19 protein-coding genes are annotated in these 24,188 nt (G+C 49.6%); 8 read left to right on the top strand and 11 right to left on the bottom strand.

What is annotated here, in order from left to right:
* The first annotated feature begins 497 nt into the window (after positions 1-497).
* Both IQ256_RS00340 and IQ256_RS00335 read left to right on the top strand, forming a co-directional pair.
* On the top strand, positions 498-1,541 hold the full coding sequence (locus tag IQ256_RS00340) for a CAP domain-containing protein (protein WP_193853152.1): 1,044 nt from the start codon (positions 498-500) through the stop codon (positions 1,539-1,541).
* A gap of 287 nt (positions 1,542-1,828) precedes the next feature.
* The gene (locus IQ256_RS00335; RefSeq protein ID WP_193853151.1) at positions 1,829-2,512 is read left to right on the top strand and encodes an SAM-dependent methyltransferase; all 684 of its coding nucleotides are present in this window, start codon (positions 1,829-1,831) and stop codon (positions 2,510-2,512) included.
* A 58-nt stretch (positions 2,513-2,570) separates the two neighbouring features.
* Here IQ256_RS00335 and uraD read toward each other — a convergent pair whose 3' ends face one another.
* Entirely contained in the window at positions 2,571-3,068 is a 498-nt protein-coding gene (uraD, locus tag IQ256_RS00330) for a 2-oxo-4-hydroxy-4-carboxy-5-ureidoimidazoline decarboxylase (RefSeq protein ID WP_228024429.1), read from the bottom strand.
* Between the two features lie 36 nt (positions 3,069-3,104).
* A complete protein-coding gene (locus IQ256_RS00325; RefSeq protein ID WP_193853150.1) occupies positions 3,105-4,103 on the bottom strand; it encodes a DMT family transporter in 999 nt (332 codons plus the stop codon).
* A 74-nt stretch (positions 4,104-4,177) separates the two neighbouring features.
* Here IQ256_RS00325 and IQ256_RS00320 point away from each other — a divergent pair, with 74 nt between their 5' ends.
* From IQ256_RS00320 to IQ256_RS00310, 3 genes are all read left to right on the top strand, one after another.
* Entirely contained in the window at positions 4,178-4,822 is a 645-nt protein-coding gene (locus IQ256_RS00320; RefSeq protein WP_193853149.1) for a GIY-YIG nuclease family protein, read from the top strand.
* A gap of 136 nt (positions 4,823-4,958) precedes the next feature.
* Positions 4,959-6,812: a peptide ABC transporter substrate-binding protein gene (locus IQ256_RS00315; RefSeq protein ID WP_228024428.1), complete on the top strand. Its 1,854-nt coding sequence runs from the start codon at positions 4,959-4,961 to the stop codon at positions 6,810-6,812.
* 220 nt (positions 6,813-7,032) lie between these two features.
* Positions 7,033-7,989, top strand: coding sequence for an ABC transporter permease (locus IQ256_RS00310; RefSeq protein ID WP_193853148.1), 957 nt, complete (start codon positions 7,033-7,035; stop codon positions 7,987-7,989).
* A 33-nt stretch (positions 7,990-8,022) separates the two neighbouring features.
* Here the strand turns inward: IQ256_RS00310 and IQ256_RS00305 are convergent, their stop codons facing one another.
* Positions 8,023-9,729: a hypothetical protein gene (locus IQ256_RS00305; protein ID WP_193853147.1), complete on the bottom strand. Its 1,707-nt coding sequence runs from the start codon at positions 9,727-9,729 to the stop codon at positions 8,023-8,025.
* A gap of 58 nt (positions 9,730-9,787) precedes the next feature.
* Positions 9,788-10,708 (bottom strand): glycosyltransferase family 2 protein, encoded by a 921-nt coding sequence (locus IQ256_RS00300; RefSeq protein ID WP_193853146.1) that lies wholly within the window; start codon positions 10,706-10,708, stop codon positions 9,788-9,790.
* Between the two features lie 721 nt (positions 10,709-11,429).
* Between IQ256_RS00300 and IQ256_RS00295 the strand changes: the two genes are divergently transcribed.
* Entirely contained in the window at positions 11,430-12,317 is an 888-nt protein-coding gene (locus IQ256_RS00295; protein ID WP_193853145.1) for a metallophosphoesterase, read from the top strand.
* Between the two features lie 163 nt (positions 12,318-12,480).
* Here IQ256_RS00295 and IQ256_RS00290 read toward each other — a convergent pair whose 3' ends face one another.
* Positions 12,481-13,353, bottom strand: coding sequence for a haloacid dehalogenase-like hydrolase (locus IQ256_RS00290; protein WP_193853144.1), 873 nt, complete (start codon positions 13,351-13,353; stop codon positions 12,481-12,483).
* A 255-nt stretch (positions 13,354-13,608) separates the two neighbouring features.
* On the bottom strand, positions 13,609-14,412 hold the full coding sequence (locus IQ256_RS00285; protein ID WP_193853143.1) for a hypothetical protein: 804 nt from the start codon (positions 14,410-14,412) through the stop codon (positions 13,609-13,611).
* A 395-nt stretch (positions 14,413-14,807) separates the two neighbouring features.
* Here IQ256_RS00285 and IQ256_RS00280 point away from each other — a divergent pair, with 395 nt between their 5' ends.
* Entirely contained in the window at positions 14,808-15,287 is a 480-nt protein-coding gene (locus tag IQ256_RS00280) for a hypothetical protein (protein WP_193853142.1), read from the top strand.
* A gap of 134 nt (positions 15,288-15,421) precedes the next feature.
* On the opposite strand, the gene IQ256_RS00275 is transcribed toward IQ256_RS00280, so the two are convergent.
* The 5 genes from IQ256_RS00275 to IQ256_RS00255 form a co-directional block, all read right to left on the bottom strand.
* A complete protein-coding gene (locus IQ256_RS00275; RefSeq protein ID WP_193853141.1) occupies positions 15,422-15,973 on the bottom strand; it encodes a GrpB family protein in 552 nt (183 codons plus the stop codon).
* Positions 15,974-16,027: 54 nt separating this feature from the next.
* On the bottom strand, positions 16,028-16,651 hold the full coding sequence (locus IQ256_RS00270) for a ribonuclease H-like domain-containing protein (RefSeq protein ID WP_193853140.1): 624 nt from the start codon (positions 16,649-16,651) through the stop codon (positions 16,028-16,030).
* A gap of 122 nt (positions 16,652-16,773) precedes the next feature.
* Entirely contained in the window at positions 16,774-17,997 is a 1,224-nt protein-coding gene (gene trpB, locus IQ256_RS00265) for a tryptophan synthase subunit beta (RefSeq protein WP_193853301.1), read from the bottom strand.
* A gap of 133 nt (positions 17,998-18,130) precedes the next feature.
* Positions 18,131-21,229, bottom strand: coding sequence for an efflux RND transporter permease subunit (locus IQ256_RS00260; RefSeq protein ID WP_193853139.1), 3,099 nt, complete (start codon positions 21,227-21,229; stop codon positions 18,131-18,133).
* Between the two features lie 2 nt (positions 21,230-21,231).
* Positions 21,232-22,680, bottom strand: coding sequence for an efflux RND transporter periplasmic adaptor subunit (locus IQ256_RS00255; RefSeq protein WP_370623315.1), 1,449 nt, complete (start codon positions 22,678-22,680; stop codon positions 21,232-21,234).
* A gap of 161 nt (positions 22,681-22,841) precedes the next feature.
* Here IQ256_RS00255 and IQ256_RS00250 point away from each other — a divergent pair, with 161 nt between their 5' ends.
* Positions 22,842-24,143, top strand: coding sequence for an ABC transporter permease (locus IQ256_RS00250; protein ID WP_193853138.1), 1,302 nt, complete (start codon positions 22,842-22,844; stop codon positions 24,141-24,143).
* Positions 24,144-24,188: the final 45 nt, after the last annotated feature.

Here is a 24,188-nt window from a genome sequence, read left to right as displayed (position 1 = left end):
GCCTGAAGATGCTATCTCTAGCGTTAGTCACTCAGCTCGCTTGCTACCTCCAAAACGAGAAGTGTACCAACTTACCAACACTTGAGAATAGAGACAACTCGTAGAAATGCTGGATTCTGACAAGTTCTTGATTAAAGACAAAAGCGTTTACGAACCATTGCTCTTTTCTAGGCAACCCTTCTGAATCTAATATTTGAGAGCAAGTTACTTAAAGCTGTTCTTTTAGCGACTAGATAGCCTTTTAATAGATGTGCTATCTACAAAAAATCCTTGAAAATCACTATCTAAAAACACAACATTCCGAGCGAAAGATGCTCGGCAGTAGTGTTCTAGCTCTGGTGTGAAAAATTTGTTCCTAGCGTTACTGAAACAGGTTTCTATTGTCTTGATGGCAAATAGATCGACTTGTTGCGAAGAGGGTTCTTGTTGGCTCGTAGTTGAGTCCAATCAAGCCTTCTTTTGCTCCGAACAGAAAACTTTTATTGCGGAGAAATCCCATGCAGAATAAGGCATTTGAACAAGAAGTTCTCAAGCTTACTAACAACTTTCGTCAGCGAAATGGGTTGAAGCCACTTTCTCTCGATCAAAATCTAGAGAAAGCAGCCGACGCCCATACCAAAGCGATGGCCACTGACGACTTTTTTAGCCATACCGGAAAAGATGGCTCAGAGCCATGGGATCGAGCTGAGAGAGCTGGTTACGAGTCTGGATTTGTAGGAGAGAATATTGCTGCTGGCTACGGAACGCCTAAGGCAGTCGTTGACGGCTGGATTGATAGCCCTGGACACCGGGCTAACATGCTAGAGTCCGATTACAACGAGATTGGCTTGGGTCACTACCTCTTAGAAAACGATACTGGCAGCGTCAACTACAACAACTACTGGACTCAGCTATTTGGCAAAGGAGAGGTTACAGAGACAGCCGCTAAATCACCGCCTGAGTCGTCGCCAAACCCAGCACCCTCTCCTACCCCTGAACCTACTTTCAATAGCCGTTCGGTTATTAAAGGTAGTGCTGGTAATGACAAACTAGTAGGTGATGCTAACAATCAGATCCTGGTTGGGAAGCGTGGAGACGATATTCTTGACGGAAGAGGAGGCAACGATAAACTACGAGGCGGTGGCGGCAATGACCAGCTCTTCGGTAACCAGGGCAACGATGTACTGCTGGGCGGCGGCGGTAGAGACTTGTTACAAGGCACTTCTAGGAACGGATCGAATGAGAAGGATATCTTAACAGGGGGTGGCGGTGGCGATCGCTTTGTTTTAGGCGACAAAAATCGTACCTTTTATGATGATGGACAGAAGAACTCTATGGGCATAAAAGACTACGCACTGATTACTGATTTTAGTCAGTCGAAGGGAGATGTTATTCAGCTAAGCGCGGAATATAGCTACCGTTTAGGGGCTGCTCCAAAGGGCACAGAAAGTGGCCAGGCTCTGTTTATTGATAGTCCGGCAGGTCAAAAAGATGAGCTGATCGCTGTCATTCAAAAAGGGCAAAATCTTCAGCTTAGCAGTAGTGCTTTTGAATTTGTATAAGCTGTTGGAGATAAGTCGCTAGAGATTTGTCACTAAAGACAAGCTATTATGCTGGTCGTCTGGGTACTGCTACAATACGGCCAGCAAAATGAATGTATCCTCATAGAGTACTTTGTATTACAGAGCATTTTGTGATAATACGAGAGAGCTATAGCATCCGCACTTCGCCTAGGCCATCTCTAGCAGTTGAGGCTCTTGTCGCATGTAGCGCCTAGTTTCATAGCAATCCTCTAAGGCATTAGCGGGTTGCTATATTTAGTGGATAACCTCAACTCTCTAGAAGACTTATGACAATGCGACTTGATCAGGTGGTTCCGTTCGGGCGATCGTTCGACGAGTATGTTCGGATGTTCGCGCTAGATGCTGTGGACCTAGGCCGCTCTATTTTAGGGGTAGCGGACGGGCCTGCTAGCTTCAACGCCGAAGGCAGCGCCAAGGGAATCCGAATTCAGTCATGCGATCCGCTATATGCGTTTGGCGCTGATGAAATTCGCGATCGCTTCTACGCAGTTATTGATAATATCATCACTCAGATAGAAAATACGCCGAACAACTGGGTATGGAGCTATCACAAGTCAGCTGCTGATCTTAGAAAGAACAGAATCAAGGTGACTGAGCGCTTCTATGCAGACTATGAGACGGGAAAGGCGGCGGGCCGCTACCTGTTTGGAGAGTTACCAAATCTGAGCTACGAGGCAAATAGCTTTAGTCTCAGCCTTTGTTCTCACTTTCTCTTTCTATATTCTGCTCAGCTAGATTTAGAATTTCATTTGAAAGCAATTACAGAAATGCTAAGAATTAGCCAAGAGGCTAGACTCTTTCCACTACTGACGCTCGATCAAAAGAAGTCACCACACCTTTTACCAGTGGTCGGACATTTTCAATCAAGAGGATATCAGTGTGAAATAGAGAAAGTAGCGTACGAACTTCAGCCAGGAGGAAATGAAATGCTCAAAATTTCTCGCTTATAGAATTTCTCGCAGGTAAAACTGTCTCTGAATTAACAGAGCCTTGCAGTTAACAGCCTTTTTAATTAATACAGTCTTCTAAACGGAATCGGGCAATCTGAAAAATTTCAAAGAGCGATCGCGTCCGTTCTCTGTCCTCGTCATTGTCTAACCTGTCTTCAAAAGCTTGTAAGATATCTTCTACCTGGTAGCCTTTAACCGCCATCACAAAGGGAAATCCAAACTTCTGCTTGTAAGCATCGTTTAACTGCTGAAATCTGTCATAGTTTCTCTCACTCATTTGGCTAAGCCCCGCGCCTGCCTGTTCTTGCACAGAGGCATCGGCCATGCTTGCTCGACTACCCAAGTCAGGATGCGCTTTGATCAGCGCTAGCTGCGCTGCCGCTGAGTCTGCTTTGACAATATCTACCATGGCTTGCCACAGCCCTTCAACAGATCTGAAGGGGCGCTGATGCCACGCCTGCTCGGCAATAGAGGGAGTCTCTTCAAAAATGGTACCTAGCGCCGAAACAAACTCAGTCTGTGTCATCTGGTTGATGGTCTCAAGGAAATAGGACATAGTCTTTTTATCTATAGTTCTTCAGAATTCAATTTTTCAAGCTTTGGCTTTGAGACTCAAGATAGCAACCCCGATAGTCACTAGCGCGACGCCTGCATTTTGCTGCGGTTGGAGAGATTCCTGGAGTGTAATCCAGGCGAATAGAGCGGTCAGGGCAGGGGAACTAGCGCTGATTAGGGCGGTGAGAGACGCACCGATGTAGCGAATACCGAAATTATTAAGCACGTAGGCAACTAAGGTCAAGATAGCGGAGAAAAGCGTGGCCACCAAAATCAGAGGCCAGGTAGTCAAAAGAACAGAAACAGGCGGCAAGACCAAAAGCGAAAGAGTCGCTAGGCTAGAGACACCTATAAAGGTGACCAAGGAGAAAGGTACCGGGTGCAGCGGCAGATCTGGGTCTTGTAAGCAAAGCTCGGCGAAGATACCGTAGAGCCCAAAGCACAGGCCAGCGCCTAAGCCAGCCCAAAGGCCAGGCCTTAGTCCTAAAAGTGTGTTGGTGATATCGGTGCTAGCTGCTGCTGTTGTACTGGCATTAGTCAAAGCCACGCCGATGAAGATAACAATCATCAGAGTGAGCTGGTAGGGACGCAGTCTCTGGTTGAAAAAGACGCGCGCTAGAAGCACTGTGATTGCTGGATAGATGAAGAAAGCCGCGATCACCACACCAGCTGCAATCTGACTCAAAGCGGTATACAGGCAAGTTAAGCCGCAAAAGATGCAAAATCCGCTGGCTATGGCGGCTCTAAATACTTGGGGCGATCGCGGCAGTCGCTTTAGCGCCGTAAACGTTCCAGGATGCAGCCAGGGCACAAGCAGCATCAGCAAAACAGCCATCATCGCCATACGGATAGCCAGCAGCATCACCACATTACTGAGCTCTGAGGTGATGAATCCACCAAAAGCAATCCTGCCAAAAATCTGATTCGGGACAAAAAAGACCCTAGAAACGACGTTTTGTGCAGCCAAGCCAACCGCGCTCAGCAGCACCAAAACGATGCCGAGAACGGTTTTAGGTGATTTCTTAAGAGGGGTCATAAAACGCGACAATCAAAGCCATACGCTGTACTCTATTCTGGAACGTCAGATATATCTAGAGTGACAGACCAGCCATGAGCGAAGATCGTCAAGCCTTTTTGCTTTCTGACTCAGCGATGCAGGCAGCTAGCTATTCTACCTACAAAAACTTTCAGCCGCCGACCAAAGTAGGATTTACGGAGCTGAAAGCTTGGAAAAAAAGGGTGATTGGCTTTCAGACCCAGCTAGCTACGATCGAACAGCAAGGACGTCTATTTGGCGACGGCAGCGCTGATCATAGCAATGGCGACAGCAGCGACAGCGAAGCTACGTTGTCTAGCCTGGTGGGTACCATCGATCCCTTTGCGCTACGCCAGCAAAACACTGAATTTTGGCGCTGGCAGTTTGATGATGTCGGGGTAGCTGCTATGTATTTTGTGATCGACTACGCCAGCACTGCCCACAGCCGTCCGGTAGTCTTGTACATCGGTGAAACGATCAAATCAAACCAGCGATGGAAAGGTGAACATGACTGCAAGCGCTACCTGCTGAACTATCGTCAGGCTCACTACGATCATGGCCTTAGCAGTGAGCTAGGAATCGCCTTCTGGCCAAAAGCACCGAGCGATCGCACAGCCAGACAGCAGCTAGAATCGGCATTGATTCGACATTGGCGATCGCCGTTTAACAAAGAAAACTGGCGCTTTTGGAACACCCCTTTCGTAGAAAGCCTACTGTAGAAGGCCAGCCACAAAATAGCTAGATTCTGAAGAGGCTGACAAATCACGCTATAGTTTCTCCTAACCATAACTTCGGACTACAGCAACTTTGGCTCATAGCTTTGATCATCAGAAGCAAGGATAGGCAAGGAATCGTATGCGGCTCATCGATCTCAAAACGCAGCTCACTAACCTCAAGGCAGACCCCCTCAAGGCAGACCCCCTCAAGACAAACAAGACACAGCTGACTAGGCGGTCAATCAGGCAGGTGATTAGGCAGTCAGCTCAGCGGTGCCTTACAGTGGCTGTGCTTTCTGCTCTGGGCATAGGCGCGCTGATAGCTTGCAACCCCGAACCCAGTGCTCAGAATGGAGAGGTCTCTGGCCAAGTGGATGGGCAACCCGACGATCAAACGCTAAAGCTGCTGTACTGGCAAGCGCCAACCACACTAAACCCTCATCTATCACCAGGCACAAAAGATCGTGAGGCAGCAAGTCCGATTTTAGAGCCACTCGCAGCCTACAACAAGGCTGAGGAACTAGAGCCCGTCCTCGCAGCCGAGATTCCTACGGTCGAAAACGGCGGCATCAGCGCCGATGGCACTACCGTCACCTGGCAGCTAAAACCAGGGGTTCTGTGGTCAGACGGCGAACCGTTTACAGCAGCAGATGTCGTGTTCACCTACGAATTTATTATCAGCCCTGAAGTCGGCTCTACCTCTACAGAGTTCTACGGTGAAATTGCTAGCGTCGAGGCGGTAGACGATCTCACTGTAAAAATCACGTTTGAGCAGCCCACCCCTGCCCCGATGAATCCTTTTGTCGGCGGCAGCGGCATGATCCTACCGGAGCATATTTTCGCAGACTACGTCAATGCTCAGGCTCGTTCTGCACCCGGCAATACAGCCCCCGTTGGCACAAATGCTTTCATGGTCACCGAGTTTAAGCCGGACGACACGATTGTCTATGAGCCCAATCCCAACTTTAGAGGCGACCCGCCTGGTTTTAGCCGGGTAGAAATGAAAGGCGGCGGCGATACCGTCTCAGCGGCGCGGGCGGTTTTGCAAACGGGGGAGGCAGACTATGCCTGGAATATCCAAGCAGAACCAGCCGTGATCGAAGCGTTAGAGGCTGAGGGGCGAGGTGAGATGACCTACGTGTTTAAGCCGATGATGGAGAGAATTTATATCAACTTTTCGGACCCGAATAGAGAAGTGGACGGAGAGCGATCGCAAAAAGACACCCCTCACCCTTTCCTATCAGAAAAACCCGTTCGCCAAGCCATTAGTCTGGCCATCGATAGAGAAACAATTACGACTCAGCTCTATGGTGAAGCCGGCACAGTCGCCACTAACTTTGTCGTCGCACCCGAGAAGTATGCCTCGCCAAACACAACCTATGCGCTCGATCTGCAGCAGGCCGCTCAGCTTTTAGACGATGCGGGCTGGATCGATACCAACGATAACGGCATTCGTGATCAGAACGGCGTTGAAATGGAATTGTTATTCACCAGCTCTGTGAATCCTGTTCGCCAGAAAACCCAGGAAATTATCAAGCAAAGCCTAGAATCGATCGGCATGTCTGTCGAGCTCAAAAGCGTAGAAGCCGGCGTATATTTTGGCGATGCGACCAACCCTGATTCTGTGAATCGTTTTCTAGCAGATTTGCAGCTCTTTGCCTTTGACAGTGAGACACCTGAACCTGATTCGTACATGGAGCTATATGCCTGCGATCAGATTTCGCAAAAAGAAAATCAGTGGTCAAAAGAAAACTCTTCTCGCTACTGCAACCCGGAGTATGATGCTCTGCTAGACCAGCTAGCCCAGGAGATCGATCCTGAGAAGAGAGTGGCTTTATTTGTTGAAATGAACGATCTGCTGATCGAAGATGTGGCACTCATTCCGCTGGTGCGGCGCAGTGAGGCCTATGCGATCGCCAATCGGTTGACTAATCTAGAATTTACGCCATGGGCAGCTAGCACCTGGAAGATGGACGGTTGGGGGAAAACGTGACTTCGGCTCCGCTCAGCCACCGGGTAAGTCTCTAAGGTGATTGATTAGCCTGGCTGCTTTTGCTGCAGTCGGGCAGCGGCGTAGGTGCTTCACCTTCTCGCTTCACCTTCTCATAGAGTCGGCTTCTCATAGAGTCGGCTGCTTATCGCTGAACTAACTTGACCTGAATTTCGAAGCTGCTGGCGCTGCATCTTCTTGAAGGATAGATTCAACACTGCCCATGCTCAAATACTTTCTAAAGCGCAGTCTGCTCGCCATTCCCACACTTATCGCCATCAGCATGGTGATCTATCTGGTTCTATCACTTGCCCCTGGCGATCCGCTAGGAGAACTTGCGAACAGCCCCTCCATTACACCACAGGTACGAGAGAATATTCGCCGAGCGCTAGGGCTCGATCAGCCTATCTACATCCGCTACATCAGGTGGGCTACTGCCTTTTTCACAGGCAATATGGGTTACTCTTTTGTTAGCCCTGTGCCCGTCAGCGAGATCATTTGGCAGCGGTTGCCAACGACGCTTTGGGTGGTGGGCAGCGCCTATCTCTGTTCTATTTTGGTGGCCTTTCCACTAGGGGTTCTGTCTGCTCTCAAGCGCTACACCTGGATAGATCAGCTAGCCACAACCTTCGCTTTTGCTGGCTTTTCAATTCCGCCTTTCTTTACAGGGCTGCTGTTTATTCTGTTGTTTAGCGTTGCGTTAGGCTGGCTACCTTTCATCTATGACAGCACGCTAGTAGTAAACAGTTTCAGCAGCCTGTGGCAGCAAATTAGACAGTCGATTATGCCTGTAGCCGTGCTTACTCTCTTTCAGACAGCAGTACTCATGCGCTACATTCGCGCTGCCGTGATTGAACAGCTCAACCTGGACTATGTTCGTACGGCCTATGCCAAAGGGCTTAGCAGTTGGCAGGTTATTGTCCGCCACGTGCTTCGCAACGCTATGATTCCTGTCGTTACGCTAATCGCATTAGATGTGCCGACTGTCTTTACTGGTGCGCTCGTCACTGAACAGGTTTTTCGCGTGCCGGGCATTGGCTCGTTGCTGATCGACTCGATTACTCGCAATGACACCCCTGTGATTATGTCGATTACTTTTATCTATGCAGTTCTCATCGTATTGTTCAACCTAGTCGCTGACTTACTCTATGGCGTGCTCGATCCTAGAATTCGTTACTGAAACGGTAAAAGAATCAGCTAAAGAGCCAGTGCGTCAGGGAGAGGGCGCTTCAGCTTTATACAGATAAAGTCTTTCATTTGCAATGATGGTTTCTTCTACTGCTGTAAGCAAATCAACCTGTCTAGGGGCGCTGCTAAAGTCAATCGGGTTTCTAGAAATGATTAAAAATTCTGGTTCTTGCTGGGCGAAGGATTCGACGTTAGCCAAGACGATCTCGTTAGTTTCTTCGTCTCTTCTATACGGATTGACTGCAAAGCTAGCGTATTTGTTCTGCTGAGCATAGTAAGCGACTGTATCTAGGTAGCTAATGACGCCAGTAGAAATCCGCCCATTCTGTGCGAAGAGGGGCAGATCTTCAAGCTGGTTAGTTTGGATGTATTGGGCGATCGCATGGCTACCCGAAAAAGGATAGATAATATCCATCGCGTAGGCTTGGACGCTGGCCACACTTTGAAAGACCAACAGCAGCGTCAACAGTGCCCCACCGACAACGGGGCGTTTGAACCCGGTGAAGCTAGAGCGTAGCCTTCTGATTTGCTCTGGTCTGTTTTGAGACCAGGTAGCTAGCCACAGGCTGACGATCAAGACAATGATCAGATGCCCCTGATGGCGGTTGCTGCCCCTATAGATAGCGATAAAGAGACTATAGAGCGCAGCACTGCCACTGACATACAGCCATAGGTAAAGCGGTGTTCTTCTTAGGGCTTTGACTGCAAGCAAAAATAAGACAATCGCTAGAATAGCCGCTATCATCGTGCCAATTTTTATGCCAAAGATAGTGCCTATCCCTTCTGAATCCAGCAAAAAATGCGTTGTCCAAAAGTGTAGCTTTGGCCTCATCATTGGCAAGTACGAGCGGGTGAAGGGTTCGGAGACCCCGGCTAGTCGATTGACGAGCGCGATCGCCTGATCAAACTGACTTAGAGCAAAATCAGAGACAGGTTCTGGAATAGAGTCTGCGCCTTCCGCAGCACGTTTCGCAGCACGCTGGGCTGAGTCGGTGACAACCTCTCTTTCTGGCAACCTGGTAAACCGAGTTAGCTGTAGCAGCGTCAGCCCCCAGCCTGTGATCAATATTGCCAGCGGTTGAATCATCTGACGACGGAAGGCCGTGGCTAGCGAAACGGATGATTCACACCATAGGCGAAACAACATCACCGAGGCCAGCGAAAAACTAATCAAAAAGCAAAATGCGTTGGCATTGGCGACCACAGCTAGAATTAATGCCAGTAGCCAGTATCTAGGCTGCTGGCGAGTATAGAGGACGCAAAATAAGAAGATAAAGAAAATGCCGATTGCATAGTTGCGGCTGATAATGCTGTACTCGTAAAAAAGCAGATAGCTAAAGCTAAGCAGTCCCTTCTGCAATAGGGAAAACGGAGACCATTTGACTACTAGCACAACCGAAGCCGTGGAAAGAAGCAGATGAAAGATCTGCATAAAAAATGGATTAGGCGACCATTTTGCAATAACGAATAGACAAATGTGCCAAAGAATCGGGTGTCCTTCGTAGGTAGTGTTAGAGAATAGGTCTGCGAGAGAGGAACTGTCTCTAGAAATTAGCCAAGCTTGAGCCTCATCTCGCCAGATCTCATGGTTAAGAATGCCGGCTAAACCCAATACGAAGAACAGCACAATCAGACCGTTCTCAACCGTCAGAACTGAGCGGAGCGTACGGCTGTTCCGTTTAGAAGAAAGCTGTCCGTATCCGGGCTTTCGTACAGTGGGTCTGATAGGCATACTTTTTTTGGCGCTGGCACAGCAGAATTAAAACAAACATCCGCTCGAAAGAAAACATTCAGCTACTTGCGACGCTATTTTGCTGACGCTGAGCGGTCCATTTCTCCCAGAAGAATCCTGTTGCTGTCGCCACCTGTGAAAGAAAAAACAGGCCCGACACCTGCAGAGGAGCGCTAAATCCACTCTCTTCCATAGGGTTGTTTTTCATCGGATAGGTGAGCAAGTCGGTGTAAAAGTTGACCGGCTCAACTTTGATAGTTTCTTCTGTTCGCTGCGCTCTGGCTTTGTGAAAGCAAAAAGCACCTCTGCCATAGCCAAAGTGCTGTCGCCAAAAAGATTTGAGGGAAAGCGCATGGGCGTGCTGAATAGTTGCGCTAGGCGCATACTGCATCGGATAGCCGCTCTGCTGCCAGCGATCGCACAGCTCACGATCTTCGGCTGCCGCGAGCGGAAAGGAAATATCAAAGCCGCCAATCTCTAGAAATTGCGATCGCGACATAGCAATATTATTAGACGCGAAGAAAACATCAGCATCGCTCGAACCGTAGTATTCGTAAATATAGTCAATGAGCGCCTGTGAAGCTGAAGAGTACAGGTTTTGAGGCAAAGCGTTGATCGTGTGACCACCAATCATCGCATCAGGGTGAGCACCGAGTGCGATCGCAAATTGCGCTAGCCAGTCGGCTGCTGGCATACAATCGTCATCGGTAAAAGCGATGTAGTCACCCTTTGCCGCCTGGGCACCCGCATTTCTAGCCGCCGCCGGTCCTGCATTTTTTTGCCGCAGAAGGTTGATCTCTAGCGCCGGTTGAAAAGGTTCTACGACCGTATCTAACGGCTGCACGCTGCCGTCATCGACCACGACTACCTGATAGCGATCGCGAGGATAGTCAATTTGGGCAAGCGCCTCTAGGCATCCTTGGAGCTGCGAAGGCCGATTGTAAGTCGGTACAACGATAGAAAAGCTGGGGTAGTCCATCACAAATTGAGGGGATGAAAGAATGTCGATCTGCGCGTAAATACTAATTTAGTTTAGTCTCTGGTTCAATATTTGGAAGCTGAGCTTTTTGGTTTATTTATCTGGCTAAGACACTGATTTAGGAAGGGTTAATCTACTAATTGCCAGCAGCAGGCATCGAGGAGTACAAAGTAGGCCCAGCACAGCGCCTGTCGTCTGAGCAAAGTAAGACGGGTAGTAGAGAAAGATCAGCGCCGCATCGCGAGTCTCCACCTGCGGACGTCAGAAGAGAAAATCAGCGCTTCATAGCAGAAGATATACTTGACACATAAGAATTGTCTTTGTCTTTAGACGAAGTTGAAAGTAAAAACGGTTTGTGAAGTAATAGTAAAGGTCATTTAATCAAGAAGCATCTGCTAGGAATGCTCGATTCAGCTGCGCTTCTATCTTAGCTAACGATAAATCGACATCTCACCTATCTACTTCCACCTAAAAAGTTAGGTAGCACCGACAGCTCGGAGTAACCCTACTAATGAAGAGGCGGAGAAGTAATAACACGTATATACCAAACTACGGCGATCATTTTTCAACAGAAAAGCATACATGCCATATTCCACTTCTAAGGGTAGGGAAGGATAGGTATCTACAGCCTGTACTCTGGAATAAGAAGGTGCCACTAATCAAGTAGAGAGTAGTTTCAACCGTTCTACCCCCAAAGATATCAAGACAACAACAAACAATAATGAACAAAAAACTGAAATATACTGCGACTGGAGTTATAAGTGCGATTGTCCTACTTATAGTCTGGGGATTCATCGAGCCACGTTTTCTTAATACCAAAGAAGAGGTCGCAACAATTCCGAATTTGCCCGATAGCTGGGAAGGTAAGCAAATCGGTCAGCTATCAGATTTTCAGATTGGCTTGTGGGGAGACAACGTCGGCACAGCGCGTCGCAGCGTTGAGCAGATGATTGAAGCAGCGCCTGCGGCTGTGTTGATTAGCGGAGACTTTATCTATCATGCTAAGCCCAACCCAGAAGAAGAGATCAGAGAAGCGGTAGATATCGTTAGGCCGCTCGTTGAAGCAGGCATTCCAACTTATGCGGTATTAGGCAACCACGACTACGGCATGAGTGATAAGAAAGCAGAGCCCGACACACAGCTAGCAAACAGCCTCAAATCTGAGCTAGAGGCCGCTGGTATCCCTGTACTCGAAAATGAATCTGTTGTGATGCAGTTGCCTGACAGCGACGAACCGCTATACCTGGCTGCTGTCGATTCGCTCTGGGCTGATAGAGACAACGCAGAAGCCGCTTTAGCAGATATTCCGGCCAACAGCCCTAGCATTGCCTTGATGCACAACCCAGACAGCTTCGAGCTGTTTCCGGCAAATACAGCGCCACTAGCTGTGGCCGGACATACTCACGGTGGACAGATGCGTGTGCCTTACTCACCCCAGTGGTCATGGCTACGATTTACCCAGAAGGATAAAGTCTACGCAGACGGCTGGGCAAAAGGGTATGGCAAGCCAGGAAACAACCTCTACGTCAATATTGGGATTGGCATGAGTATTGTACCAATGCGTATATTCTGTCCACCAGAGATGACACTTTTTACGCTAGAGAGGTAGCGCTTAAGAAGACTAGCACCTAAAGCGATGCTTAGCTGGCAAACAAAAGATACGGGCTAGGCATCGCATTTCATACAGCAACAATAGAGGTAATCGCTGCCACATCTAACGATCACACCGCCAACTAAGCTACGAGTCAAGTAAGCAGCCTCTTCAACAATAACTATTTGTCTCTTTCTCTGAGCTGCTGAAGTTGAATTTGCTTAGCGATACACTCAACGCAGAGATAGAGGGATTGCATCAGCTCAGAATCATCTTCAAACCCGGCAGATACTAGATTAGAGAGCCTTTGCGTTTTACTAATACTTTCCATATATTCCCAGCCCTCTGCATTGCTACTTTCCGGATAGATACCGATAGACATACCGCCATACTTTCGAATGACGTCAAAGCAAGGCACATCGGAAGCGCCATCGCCCACATACACTACCTGGTTGAGCGGAACGTGCAAGTCTGATGGCGGCAAACTAGAATAGTTGTATATCAAATCTTTCTCATTGTTAGACTCTTTAATTCCTTTAGAAAGATAGTACAGATAGCGCGTCTTCTCGGTATGCGTCATCTGCCTGCTGATAAAGTCTACTGCGCCAGTTTCGTTGTAGTGCAGTTCGCAGCCCCACATATGTTCAAAATTCTCAGCAATGGGTGTGTTTCGCGGAATATCGACAAAGCCACCTGAGATTAGGTAAAACTCAAGTTCGATATCACCATGGATACTATGAATCCTTTGCTGTAGGCGCTCAAAGAGCTTATCGGTTTCCTTGTATAGCTGAATGCCTTGACCCACCTTGGCTAGCGTCTCCTGAGTAATCTTTTCTTCTCGCTGCTGAGACACCTGAATAAGGGCATAAGCTCTCGCTAGATACTTCTCCCATCCTTGGTCAATCAATGGCTGAATGCGGTCTTCTGTAAATTTTTTTGGGTCAAGTTCACAGCTTTCTAGTAGAACATCGAAGCTGTCTTTAGCCGTCAGTGTTTCATCGAAGTCGAAGACAACCGCAATTCTATTAGTCGTAACCCTAGTGACTTGTTTCATGTTTCAGGTTATGAAGCGAATTTCTAAACTAGAACTTTTAAACTACTTCAAGCTAATAAATGGAACTTTAATAGCTAAGCGTAATAATACTGTGAGTACGTCTTAGTCACCGCCTAAGTAGTTAACCGTCTGATATCAGGCTTTCATTCGCAAGAGAGAGCTGCCTAGCAAAACTTACTAGGCAGCTCTATTCTATGTATTTAGGTTCTCGTAGATAAGATAGAGCACGCAATACCATTACTTCTACATTGCAGACTACATTGCAGAAGGATAAACTTCATCAGCAACAAACACAGGCTTCTCTGTATACTCAGCTTCTACTTGCTCTTGAATAGAAAGATCCCAAGTTAGATCGTAGTCAGTCTCAAAGTCAGCTTTGATATAGGGGCGCAGTACGCCAGTCACAGTCACCTTTTCACCGTCCTGAGCTTGAGGCGAAGGCATATTGGATATGACCAGTAAGTCATCTCCGCCAAATAGCTCTTCTTCATCTAGTGTGAACGTGTTGTCATCGAGCTTGTCTTCAATCTCACCTGCAACAGCAATTCTCTGATTGTAATACTGCTCTGGGTTGCTAGTGATATCACCTGGATCAGGAGAGAGTGCAATAGATTGAGCAACTACAACAGGGCGATCTTCGTAATCAGCGTACAGGGTTGGATCGAGATCTAGGCCGTACTCAGTCTCAAATTCAGCCACAACAAGCTGCTGAACCTCTCCAGTCACCTGAACTGGCGTATCATCGCCTTCGGTTAGCACAAACGGTTCGCCAGAAGCGTTGATGACTAGAACATCTTCGCCACCAAAGAGCTGATCGTCTTCTAGCAGAAAGGAAGTTTCATCAACGGCTTCCTCAACCTCTGCTCGAACTGAGACAGTCTCTCCAATCAGTCCCTCAGCACCGCTAGAAATTTCTTCAGTAGTGACGTTTTCTGTGGCTTCTTCTTGCGTAGTCACCTCCGAAGGTGTTTCAGAGCAAGCGGCCACTACAGTCATAGAAGCGGCTAACAGCAAACCAATAGCGTACTGCCGGGGAAACTTTTTCTTGGAACTTATCATTAGTGCTAACTATCCTTAACATAGACGTTCGCTTTGAGAGTAAACAAGCACAATCTTCTAAGGCTTCTGCCGATAGGAGGATAGCTCTTGAAAAAGCTGAAAAGTTACGAGAATGTAATTAATAAACAAAATCTATAAAGTTACAAGAATGTAATTCAAGCTGCTAGAAAGATACTGACCCGGCTTTCAAAAAGTTTGTACCCAAGAAGTTTGTACCAATAGAACGCTTGTTTAGCGGGCTTCTACTACGATAACTCTATACTTAAGTCATCGTAGTAGTTCGAGCATCTTGCGTGATAACCGACGAAGTGTTGCTGTAAGTTCTATCGTTAGGTGCAGTGTGGCCATTCAAAAGCAATGTACGGTGAAAATTGTTGTAAGTACTAATTTAATTAGTGAATTATATGTTTTATACAGCTAGGCAAAAGAAGTTTGGTTCCGCTATCTTGGCGGCTGCGGCATTATCTCTAGCAGCCTGTGGAGGTGAACCGACTCTGGATAATGTTGAGGCTGATGTCTCTACACCTACCGAACAGGCTGACGTGCCAGCAGGTGCTGAGGTGGGCGAGGGCTCTTCTGATGTGAGCGATTTGATTGGAGAAACTGTGACTGTTAGCACTGAAATCACTGAGGTCATCTCACCGAACATTTTTACTGTCTACGATATAGAATCCCTTCGTGGTGCAGAGCTTCTGGCAATCACAAACTTTCCTATTCCTGAGGTTGGCACAAATATAGAGGTGACAGGCGAGATTTTAGATCTAGATGAAGCGGCTATCAAAGCGGCCTACGACGTTGAGCTAGCGCCAGAAGTTGCAGAAGCATATGCTGGTAGACCTTATCTTTCAGTACAGGCACTAGAGGCCGTTGACTAAGCTTTAGCAGGCTGACCCAGCAGTCCGATGTTCTATATAGCAAAGTGAAGATTGCGTACGTGTTTAGCGTAAGGTAGCTATCGGCCTGATCTCCTGATCTATTGAGCACTCCTCCGTTGGCAACAGGATGAACTTTATTTGACTGATGATCTTTTGTTTGTTTGTTCAATCGCCTTAAGCGCATCTGGCGAAAAGCCCGCAGTCTGAAGTATCTTCAAAATAAAGTCTGTTTTGGCAGCGATATAGCCGTCTATATCGCGCGGAAACGCCTGCGCCAGATGTTGTTTGAGACTTCCGTAGGCACTTGCAGCATCAGAATGAAGCCGCAGATAATCTCGAACTGTCAAATGATTGTTCAATCCAGGACTGTTAAATAAACAGACATAGAGATGGTGGGCAACGGTATCGGACGGCGACAGAAAAGCCTCTCTGCCTTCTATGCCAAGATTCCCACGATGAATGTAATCTAGATCAGTCAGTCGTGTGATCGCTATCAGTAGACGAGTGCGATCTTGAACGACAATATCGATATCAATGACAGGCTTGGCCGCTAGCCCTGGCACAGCCGTACTGCCGACATGCTCTATCGTTAGCGCAACATCTCGTACCGCTGGCCACAGGCCCAGTTTCAGCGCCTCAAACTTCTTGGGCCAGGTCGCATCATAATCAACTACCTCAACTGGCAAAACAATGACTTCCTCTGGACGAAGCTAGCTCTCAAGAGCCCGTAGCAAAACTAATTAATGCTCAAAAACGCTGCCGAACTGTCTCAAATCTAGTTCTACAAAGACAGGCAAGCAGTTTAGACACTGGTCTGCTAGAAGCCATCGCTCTTCTCTTTTCAGCATCTCTGTCAGCTGGGCGCGCAGCGTATGCAGGTAGCGAACATCATTTGCCGCATAGCTTAGCTGCTCGTCGCTCAGCGCAGCCGCATTGCCCCAATCAGAGCTTTGCTGTGACTTATCTAACTCTATGCCAATCAGCTCTTTGACCAAAGATTTCAGGCCGTGACTAGGGCTGTAGGTACGAGCAATCTTACTAGCAATTTTGGTGCAGAATACTGGCGCTGTTACAATGCCAAGATGATGCTGCAGGGTAGCTAGATCAAACCGGGCAAAGTGAAATATCTTGGTAATATTGTCAGCTTCTAGTAGCTGCTTTAGGTTTGGCGCTGAGCTCTGTCCCCGTTCTACTCGGATGGCGCTGACGTAGCCATCAGGGTCACAGAGCTGAATAAGGCAGAGGCGATCGCGCCTTGGATTGAGACCCATCGTTTCAGTATCTATCGCGATCGCATCAGCTTGCAGATACCGTTCTAGCAACTGCGGAGTGAGATCGCGATCGCACACTTCAAAATTCTCCACCCCGGCTCTTCCCCCAAAACAACAAACCAAACAACAAACCTAGCAACAAGCCAAGTGACTTGCGTTTCTCTAATGCATCTCCTACCTCAGAGAAACAATGCACTAGAGAAACGCGACCATGCTTAGTCAAACTTCAGCACTTTCGCCACTGTCTGGACATCTTTATCGCCGCGCCCAGAACAATTAATCACAACTTTCTCGCTAGTCAAAGTTGGACACAGCGTCTCTAGATAAGCAAACGCATGAGCCGTCTCTAGCGCCGGGATAATTCCCTCCAATCTAGACACGAGCTGAAATGCCTCTAGCGCCTCAGCATCCGTCACGCTGTAATATTCCGCCCGGCCCAAGTCCTTGAAATAGCTGTGCTCTGGGCCGACGCCAGGATAATCTAGCCCAGCACTGATCGAATGCGCCTCAGTCACCTGACCTTCACCATCTTGCAGCAGATAGCTCATCGCGCCATGTAGCACGCCAGGGCGACCCTTCGTCAATGTCGCCGCATGCTTTTGGGTTTCAGCGCCTTCACCAGCGGCTTCGATACCGATTAGGCGAATATCAGTCTCTTGAACAAACTCATGGAACAAGCCCATTGCATTTGAGCCACCGCCCACACAGGCTAGCAACACATCGGGTGTGCCACCCCACTTCTCTAGACTTTGCGCCCGAGTCTCCGACCCAATCACGCCATGGAAGTCTCGCACCATCATTGGATACGGATGTGGCCCTGCTACTGAACCCAAAATGTAGTGTGTGGTTTCTACATTTGTCACCCAGTCTCGAATAGCCTCTGAGGTCGCGTCTTTGAGCGTACCGCTACCGGCACTTACCGGACTGACCGTGGCTCCCATCAGCCGCATCCGAAAGACATTCAGCTCCTGTCGCCGCATATCTTCTACGCCCATGTAAACGATGCACTCTAGGCCAAAGCGAGCGCAGACTGTCGCTGTGGCTACGCCGTGCTGGCCCGCCCCCGTCTCGGCAATTACTCGCTTTTTACCCATTCGCTTCGCCAGCAAAACCTGACCTAGGGCGTTGTTGATCTTGTGTGCGCCTGTGTGGTTTAGATCTTCGCGCTTTAGATAAATCTGCGGCCCGCTACCGTCTGCTTTTGCATAGTATTCTGTCAGGCGCTCCGCAAAATATAGAGGGTTCGCTCGACCGACATAATCTTTTAGCAGCCCGGCTAGTTCCGCTTGAAAATCGGCTTCCTGCCGATATCGATAGTAGGCTTCCTCTAGTTCCTTTAACGCCGGCATCAAGGTCTCGGGCACGTACTTCCCGCCGAAGCGGCCAAAGCGACCGAATGAATCGGGGCGCGCTGCTGGCGAAAGCGGTTTGTCATCGATAGAGGCAGTCGGTTTAGTAAGAGGCGTTACAGTCACAGCGATCACCTAATTTTACAAGTCCCCCATTATATATTGTGTAGTCGCTGAGCTGGTGCGAAGTTGAAAACACTCCTGAAAACGCCGCTTGAAACTGCTAGGGCGCAGGCACCGTGTCCCCAACCACCTCAGGTCTACCGATTCCGGTCGTTCTACTCAGCACCCTCGCCGTTCGGCTTCTGGCTCCGCTGATATAGGTAAAGAAGACAGGGATCACCACCAGCGTTAGCAGCGTAGAGGTTGAGAAGCCACCAATGACTGCGATCGCCATCGGACTGCGCGTCTCACCACCAGCGCCTAGCTCTAGCGCAATTGGCACCATCCCGGCCACGGTTGAAATCGAAGTCATCAAAATCGGGCGTAGCCGAGTAATGCCCGCTTCTATCACGGCCTGCCGCCGTGACTTGCCTTCTCTTAGGGCAATTAGCGCATAGTCCACCAGCAAAATTGAGTTCTTTGTCACCAGACCAATCAACAGCACAATGCCAATCAGGGCAAACAGTCCCATCGGCTTTTGAGCAATCAACAGCCCCATCAGCGCCCCGCCAACGCACAGCGGCAGCGCCATCATCACCGCAATAGGATACAAAAAGTCGTTGTACAACAGCACCAAAACGGCGTAGATCATCAAGATCGCCGTTCCTAGCGCTAAGCCAAACCGACTAAAGACTTCCTGCTGGATCTCAGCGTCGCCCGTAGACTGCTCTCTGACGCCATCAGGTAGGTTCTGCATGACGGGCAGCTCGCCGACGGCCTCGATGGCTTGGCCCAGCGTAATGCCCTGGAGGTTGGCCCCGACGGTGATCTGACGAGAGCGATTGAAGCGATCAATCTGAGCGGGTCCACTGCCAAAGCTAATGTCAGCAACGGCAATTAGCGGCACCATTTGACCATTTTGACCGGGCACCTGCAGATTCTCTAAGGTGCTGAGGTCGTCAACGGCTTCTGGTGCTAACCGCACGCGAATAGGAATCTGGCGATCGCCAATGTCAAAATCAGCTAGGTTCGATTCACTATCCCCTAGAGTTGCTAGAGATGCTGTCCGGGCAATGCTGCTGACCGACACGCCCAAATCTGCGGCCCTAGCCGGATCGGGCCGGATCAAAACTTCTGGCTGCACCAGCGAAGCGGTCGAGTTCACTTCAACCATGCCCGGTATCTGGCGCATCTGCTGAGTGAGGTCTTGGGCGGTTTGCGTCAGCAGCTCAGGGTTCTCGCCCGTTAGCACCAATTCATAGTCTTTGCTGCCGCCGCCAGCACCCTGACTGACAAAGTTAATTCTAATGCCCGGAATATCTTGAAATTCTTTGCGTAGCTCCTCCTCGTAAGTGCTGCGCTCTACCCGTTCATTCTTGGGCTTTAGCTGCACTGAAGCGGAGGCATCACCCGGTGTGTTAGTGATAAACACGTCTTCTGTCGCAGGTTTAGAGAGCAGCAGATTGGTAATGCGATCGCTCACCGCCTCCGTTTTACCCAAAGTCGTTCCCGGCGGCAGCGAAATGCTAATAGAGGTCCGACTGGTATTCCCCGAATCAAACAAGCTAGTCGGCAAAAACCGAGCCAAATTCATACTGCCAACAAAAAACAGCAGCGCTAGCACAATCGTAATCAGACGATGATTCAACGCTGTGTTCAACAGTTTGTGATACGGCAGCAGGTAGCGTGGCACTCGCAGACCGTCAGCGGCAACAACCGTGTTTTCTTCATCACTTTTAGTAGCTGGCTTGAGCAAATAGGCTGCCATCATCGGACTCACCAGCCGAGCCACTAGCGTAGAGAACATCGTCGCCACTGCCACCGTCACCCCAAACGGTTTGAAGAACTGGCCAGGAATGCCCCCCATAAAAGCAACTGGCAAAAACACCGCCACAATTGTTGCTGTGGTGGTCACCACCGCTAGACCCACTTCCGCCGTCGAATCAATCGCTGCCTTGAAAGGCGGCTTGCCCATCTGAATATGGCGCTCAGTATTCTCAATCTCGACGATCGCATCGTCTACTAAGTTGCCAACCGCTAAGGTCAACGCCAGCAAAGACATACTGTTGAGCGTGTAGCCTAGAGCCTGCAAAACCAGAAAAGTTGGAATAATCGAGAGGGGCAAAGCCGTCGCTGTAATCAGAGTTGTCCGCCAGTTCCTTAAGAAAAGACCAACCACAATCACCGCCAAAATGCAGCCTAGGATCAGCGCATCGATAGACGCCTGATACGAGTCTCTGATATCGGTAGCCTGGGTGTATGTCAGCTCGAAAGTGATATCGTCTGGCAGCGTTTGCTCCAGCTCCGCGATCGCCTCTGAGACCGAGTCTTCTACTGTCACTACGACACTGCCTTTGCTGCGGTAGACCCGAAAGCCCACTACTGGCTGACCATTTAGATAGGCAGACTGACGAATTTCGCCAAAGTCATCTTCGACCGACCCCAAGCTACTAAGCGGTGCGGTTCCTCCAGATGGCAAGACAATTTGCAGCGATCGCAATTCATCCACCGTCTCGGCACTGCCCAACGTTCGAATGCCCTGCTCTACGCCTGCGATATCGCTACGTCCACCTGGCAAGTTGATATTAAACTGACGAATCTGATTGTTTACCTCAGTCGCTGTAATCTCTAGGGCGTTGAGCTGATCTGGATCGAGATTGACGCGGATCTCCCGATCAACGCCGCCGACGCGATCGACCCTGGCGACGCCTTCTGCCGCCAGCAGCTTGCGGCTAATTTCTCTATCGACCAGATCGCTAATTTCCTCAACAGAGCGCCGATCTGAGCCGACGGTATAGATGACAACAGGCCCGCCAGAAAACTCTAGCCGTCGCACAGTCGGATCGCTGGCATCTTCTGGGAAATCCTGTCGAATCCGGGTAACCGCATCGCGCACATCATTAGTGGCCTGGTTAGTATCCACTCCCAGGTTAAATTCGATTACCGTCTCCGACGAACCGTCGCTGACAGTCGAGGTCAGCGAGTCAATATTGCCAAGACCAGCGACAGCATCTTCAATCTTCCTGGTGATCTGGTTTTCCATTTCGGCAGGGCCAGCCCCCGTCTGATTCACCCGCACCAGCACTGCTGGCACATCAATGTTGGGGTTGGCGTCGATACCTAGATTGCCAAAAGCAACTAGACCTGTAATCGTCAGCACCAGAAATAAAACAATCGTCGGCACCGGACGCCGGATTGACCATTCAGAAATATTGAACATGTCTAGTTAACGCCTCCCACGCCGCTGCCTGACCTGTTTTCTACGCCGTCCGGGCTATCTTCTAAGTCACTCTGATTGGAAACTACGTTGACCAGATCGCCGTCTTGCACGTAGCTAGCCCCTTCTAGAACTACGGGCACATCGGCCTGCAAGCCAGAAACAATCTCGATTTGAGCAGGCTCGCCACCACTAGCCCCACCGCTGGCCGGAATCTGCTCACCTGTTCTTACGGCTTGGGCGCTGACAGTGCTGTCCGCCGCTAGCTGATACACGACAAAGCCGCCACTGCTCTGTGGCAATACTGCCGCCGCTGGGACGGTTACGCCCTCACGAGTTCCAATCACAATCGCCGCCTGCAAGAACATACCAGGACGGAGGCGATCGCTCCCTGGCAATCCTACTTTTACAGTCGCCTTCCTGGTCTGGGCGTCAACGGTAGGGTCAATCGAGCGTACAAAGCCCTGAAGCTGCAAATTAGCATCGGAGTTTGATGAGATCTGAACAGGCGTTCCAGGCGTTACCTGAGCCATCTGCGCCTGCGGAATCTCGACTGCTAGCTCTAGCTCATCGTTGCTAATCAGCTCGAACAAAGGCGTACCTACACTGGCGGTATCGCCCACTGTTGCTGCTCTTTCGGCAATCACGCCGTCGCTGGGTGCAATCACCAGGGTCTGGTCTAGCTGGGTTTCTAGGCGCTCTACCTCGGCCTGGGCGCTACGAACAGATGCCTGAGCACTGGCAATAGAAGCCTGCTGAGCGCCAAGCGTTTGCTCCTCAGTGGCGACGGCGGTTCTCTTTTCTGTCAAGGATTCCGCGCTAATTGCCCCCTGTTCGAACAGGGAATTGTATCGATCAAAGTTTTCTCTGGCCGCAGCGAGGGAAGCTTGGGCCTGAGCCGCCTCTGCCTGCCTTTGCTCAACGGTAGCGATCGCAGCGCCTACCTGGGCCCTGGCCTGCTCTATTTGGCTACGCAAAACAGAATCGTCTAAGACGGCCAGAATCTGACCCGCCGCAACGCGATCGCCCTCGCGCACATTCACCGACCGAATCTGTAAACCGCCTGCCCTAGGCGATACCGACAGCAGATCAAACGCTTCAACGGTGCCGTTAGTCTCGATTGTTTGCCGGATGGGGGTGGATTGCGATCGCACTGTCGTCACCGTCGCGCTCGCCACTACCTCCGGTTCAACTGGCGGCGCGGCCAATCGCGAGACAGCCATAGACAGCAGCTTTTGACCGCCTAGTGCTAGCCCTAGCCCCAGACCCAGCCCTAACAACAATCCCCTAGGTCCGCTGAGCCAATCAATCACGTTCTTAGAACGATTTTTTGGCTGCTTACGCTTAGCAATTCCATCCGAGAGATCGCTTGAGCCCAAGAGAGGCGTTATATCCGATTCCGTCAATCTATCCTCATCGTCTCGAAAATTATTCTGAAGATCTTGGTAGGTCACAGGGATGTGCTTTGGCTGGTGAAGTATTTACAAAAGTTTAATATTTCTATTATCACTTACACTTCCCTATTTGAGGGGATCTCTTAGCCAGCAAAAAAATAGGACCAAACCTGTTACCCTATACCCCATCAGCTCATCAGTAAATCAAAGCAGTCGCGGTCATGAAAACCAAATCCTGGTGGCAGAAACTCAAACGCAACCCGCTCGCTCGCTTTGGTGCGATCGTCCTGATCGTCTTCTACATCGCGGTCATCTTTGCCGATTTTGTCGCGCCCTACAATCCGCTGAGCCAGCAGCCCAACGGCTCTTTACTGCCGCCCACCAGTATCTATTGGGTCAACCAGGAAACCAATCGGTTCATCGGTCCGCATATCTATCCCACTATTCAAGGCCCCATCGATATCGACACTGGGCTTAGAGAAAAGGAAGTCGATTTCAGTCGGCCTGCGCCGCTACGCCTGTTCGTACGCGGCGATCAGTATCAGCTTTTCAAGTTCACGCTGCCGCTGATTACTGGCTTCTCGTTTGAAGACAATATTACGATGCGAGAAATCCAGATCTTTTCAGGTATCCCTAGCGATCTGCATTTATTCGGTCCGGTTGGTCCTGCGGCCTCGCCACCGGTTCAAACAGTCGACCCTGTAGTGGAATCTGCAGAACAGCCAGACGTAGACCAAATAGACAGTGACTTCCTAGAACCCATAGCGCTACCCACCGCAACCGATGAAGATATTAGCCCGGTCACTACGACCCCTGCCTATTTCAACATCTTTGGTACAGATAGAGCGGCAAGAGATGTATTTAGCCGCTTAGTCTTCGGAGGACGCATCAGCCTCGGCATCGGCATCGTCGGCATCTCAATTTCTTTTCCGCTGGGCTTACTAGTAGGCGGAATCTCTGGTTACTTCGGGGGTATTGTTGATTCTGTGATCATGCGTTTAGTAGAGGTGATTATGACGATTCCCTCTATCTACCTACTGGTTGCGTTAGGGGTAATCTTGCCGCCTCAGCTCGATAGCGCTCAGCGGTTCTTATTGATTGTGCTGATTATCTCGTTTATCGGTTGGGCAGGTCTAGCTAGGGTAATTCGAGGTGAAGTACTTTCGCTTAAAGAGAGAACGTTCGTACAGGCATCACGGTCAATGGGCGGACGTAGCCTGCATATCATCACCCGCCACATCTTGCCGCAAACCGCTACCTATGTGATTATTGCCGCTACACTGTCTATTCCTAGCTACATCGTATCTGAAGCCGTCCTCAGCCTAATTGGACTCGGCATCACAGAGCCTGATCCTTCTTGGGGAAATATGCTCTCTGCTGGCACAGACGCTTCGATCTTGGTGCTCAACCCCTGGCTGGTTTGGCCTCCTGCTGCGCTGATTGTGATTGTTGTTCTTTGTTTTAATTTGTTAGGCGATGGCCTTAGAGACGCGCTCGATCCTCGCAGTTTGGAAGAGCGTTGATGTTATTAATTTCTCTTTGCTCTTTTGCTTGAGTTGGCGGGTTGA

Origin of the sequence: cf. Phormidesmis sp. LEGE 11477, from assembly GCF_015207105.1 — a bacterium.
Taxonomy (GTDB): domain Bacteria; phylum Cyanobacteriota; class Cyanobacteriia; order Phormidesmidales; family Phormidesmidaceae; genus Phormidesmis.
Note: the sequence above shows the minus strand (reverse complement) of the source record. Positions and strands in the feature narration are given on the sequence as shown.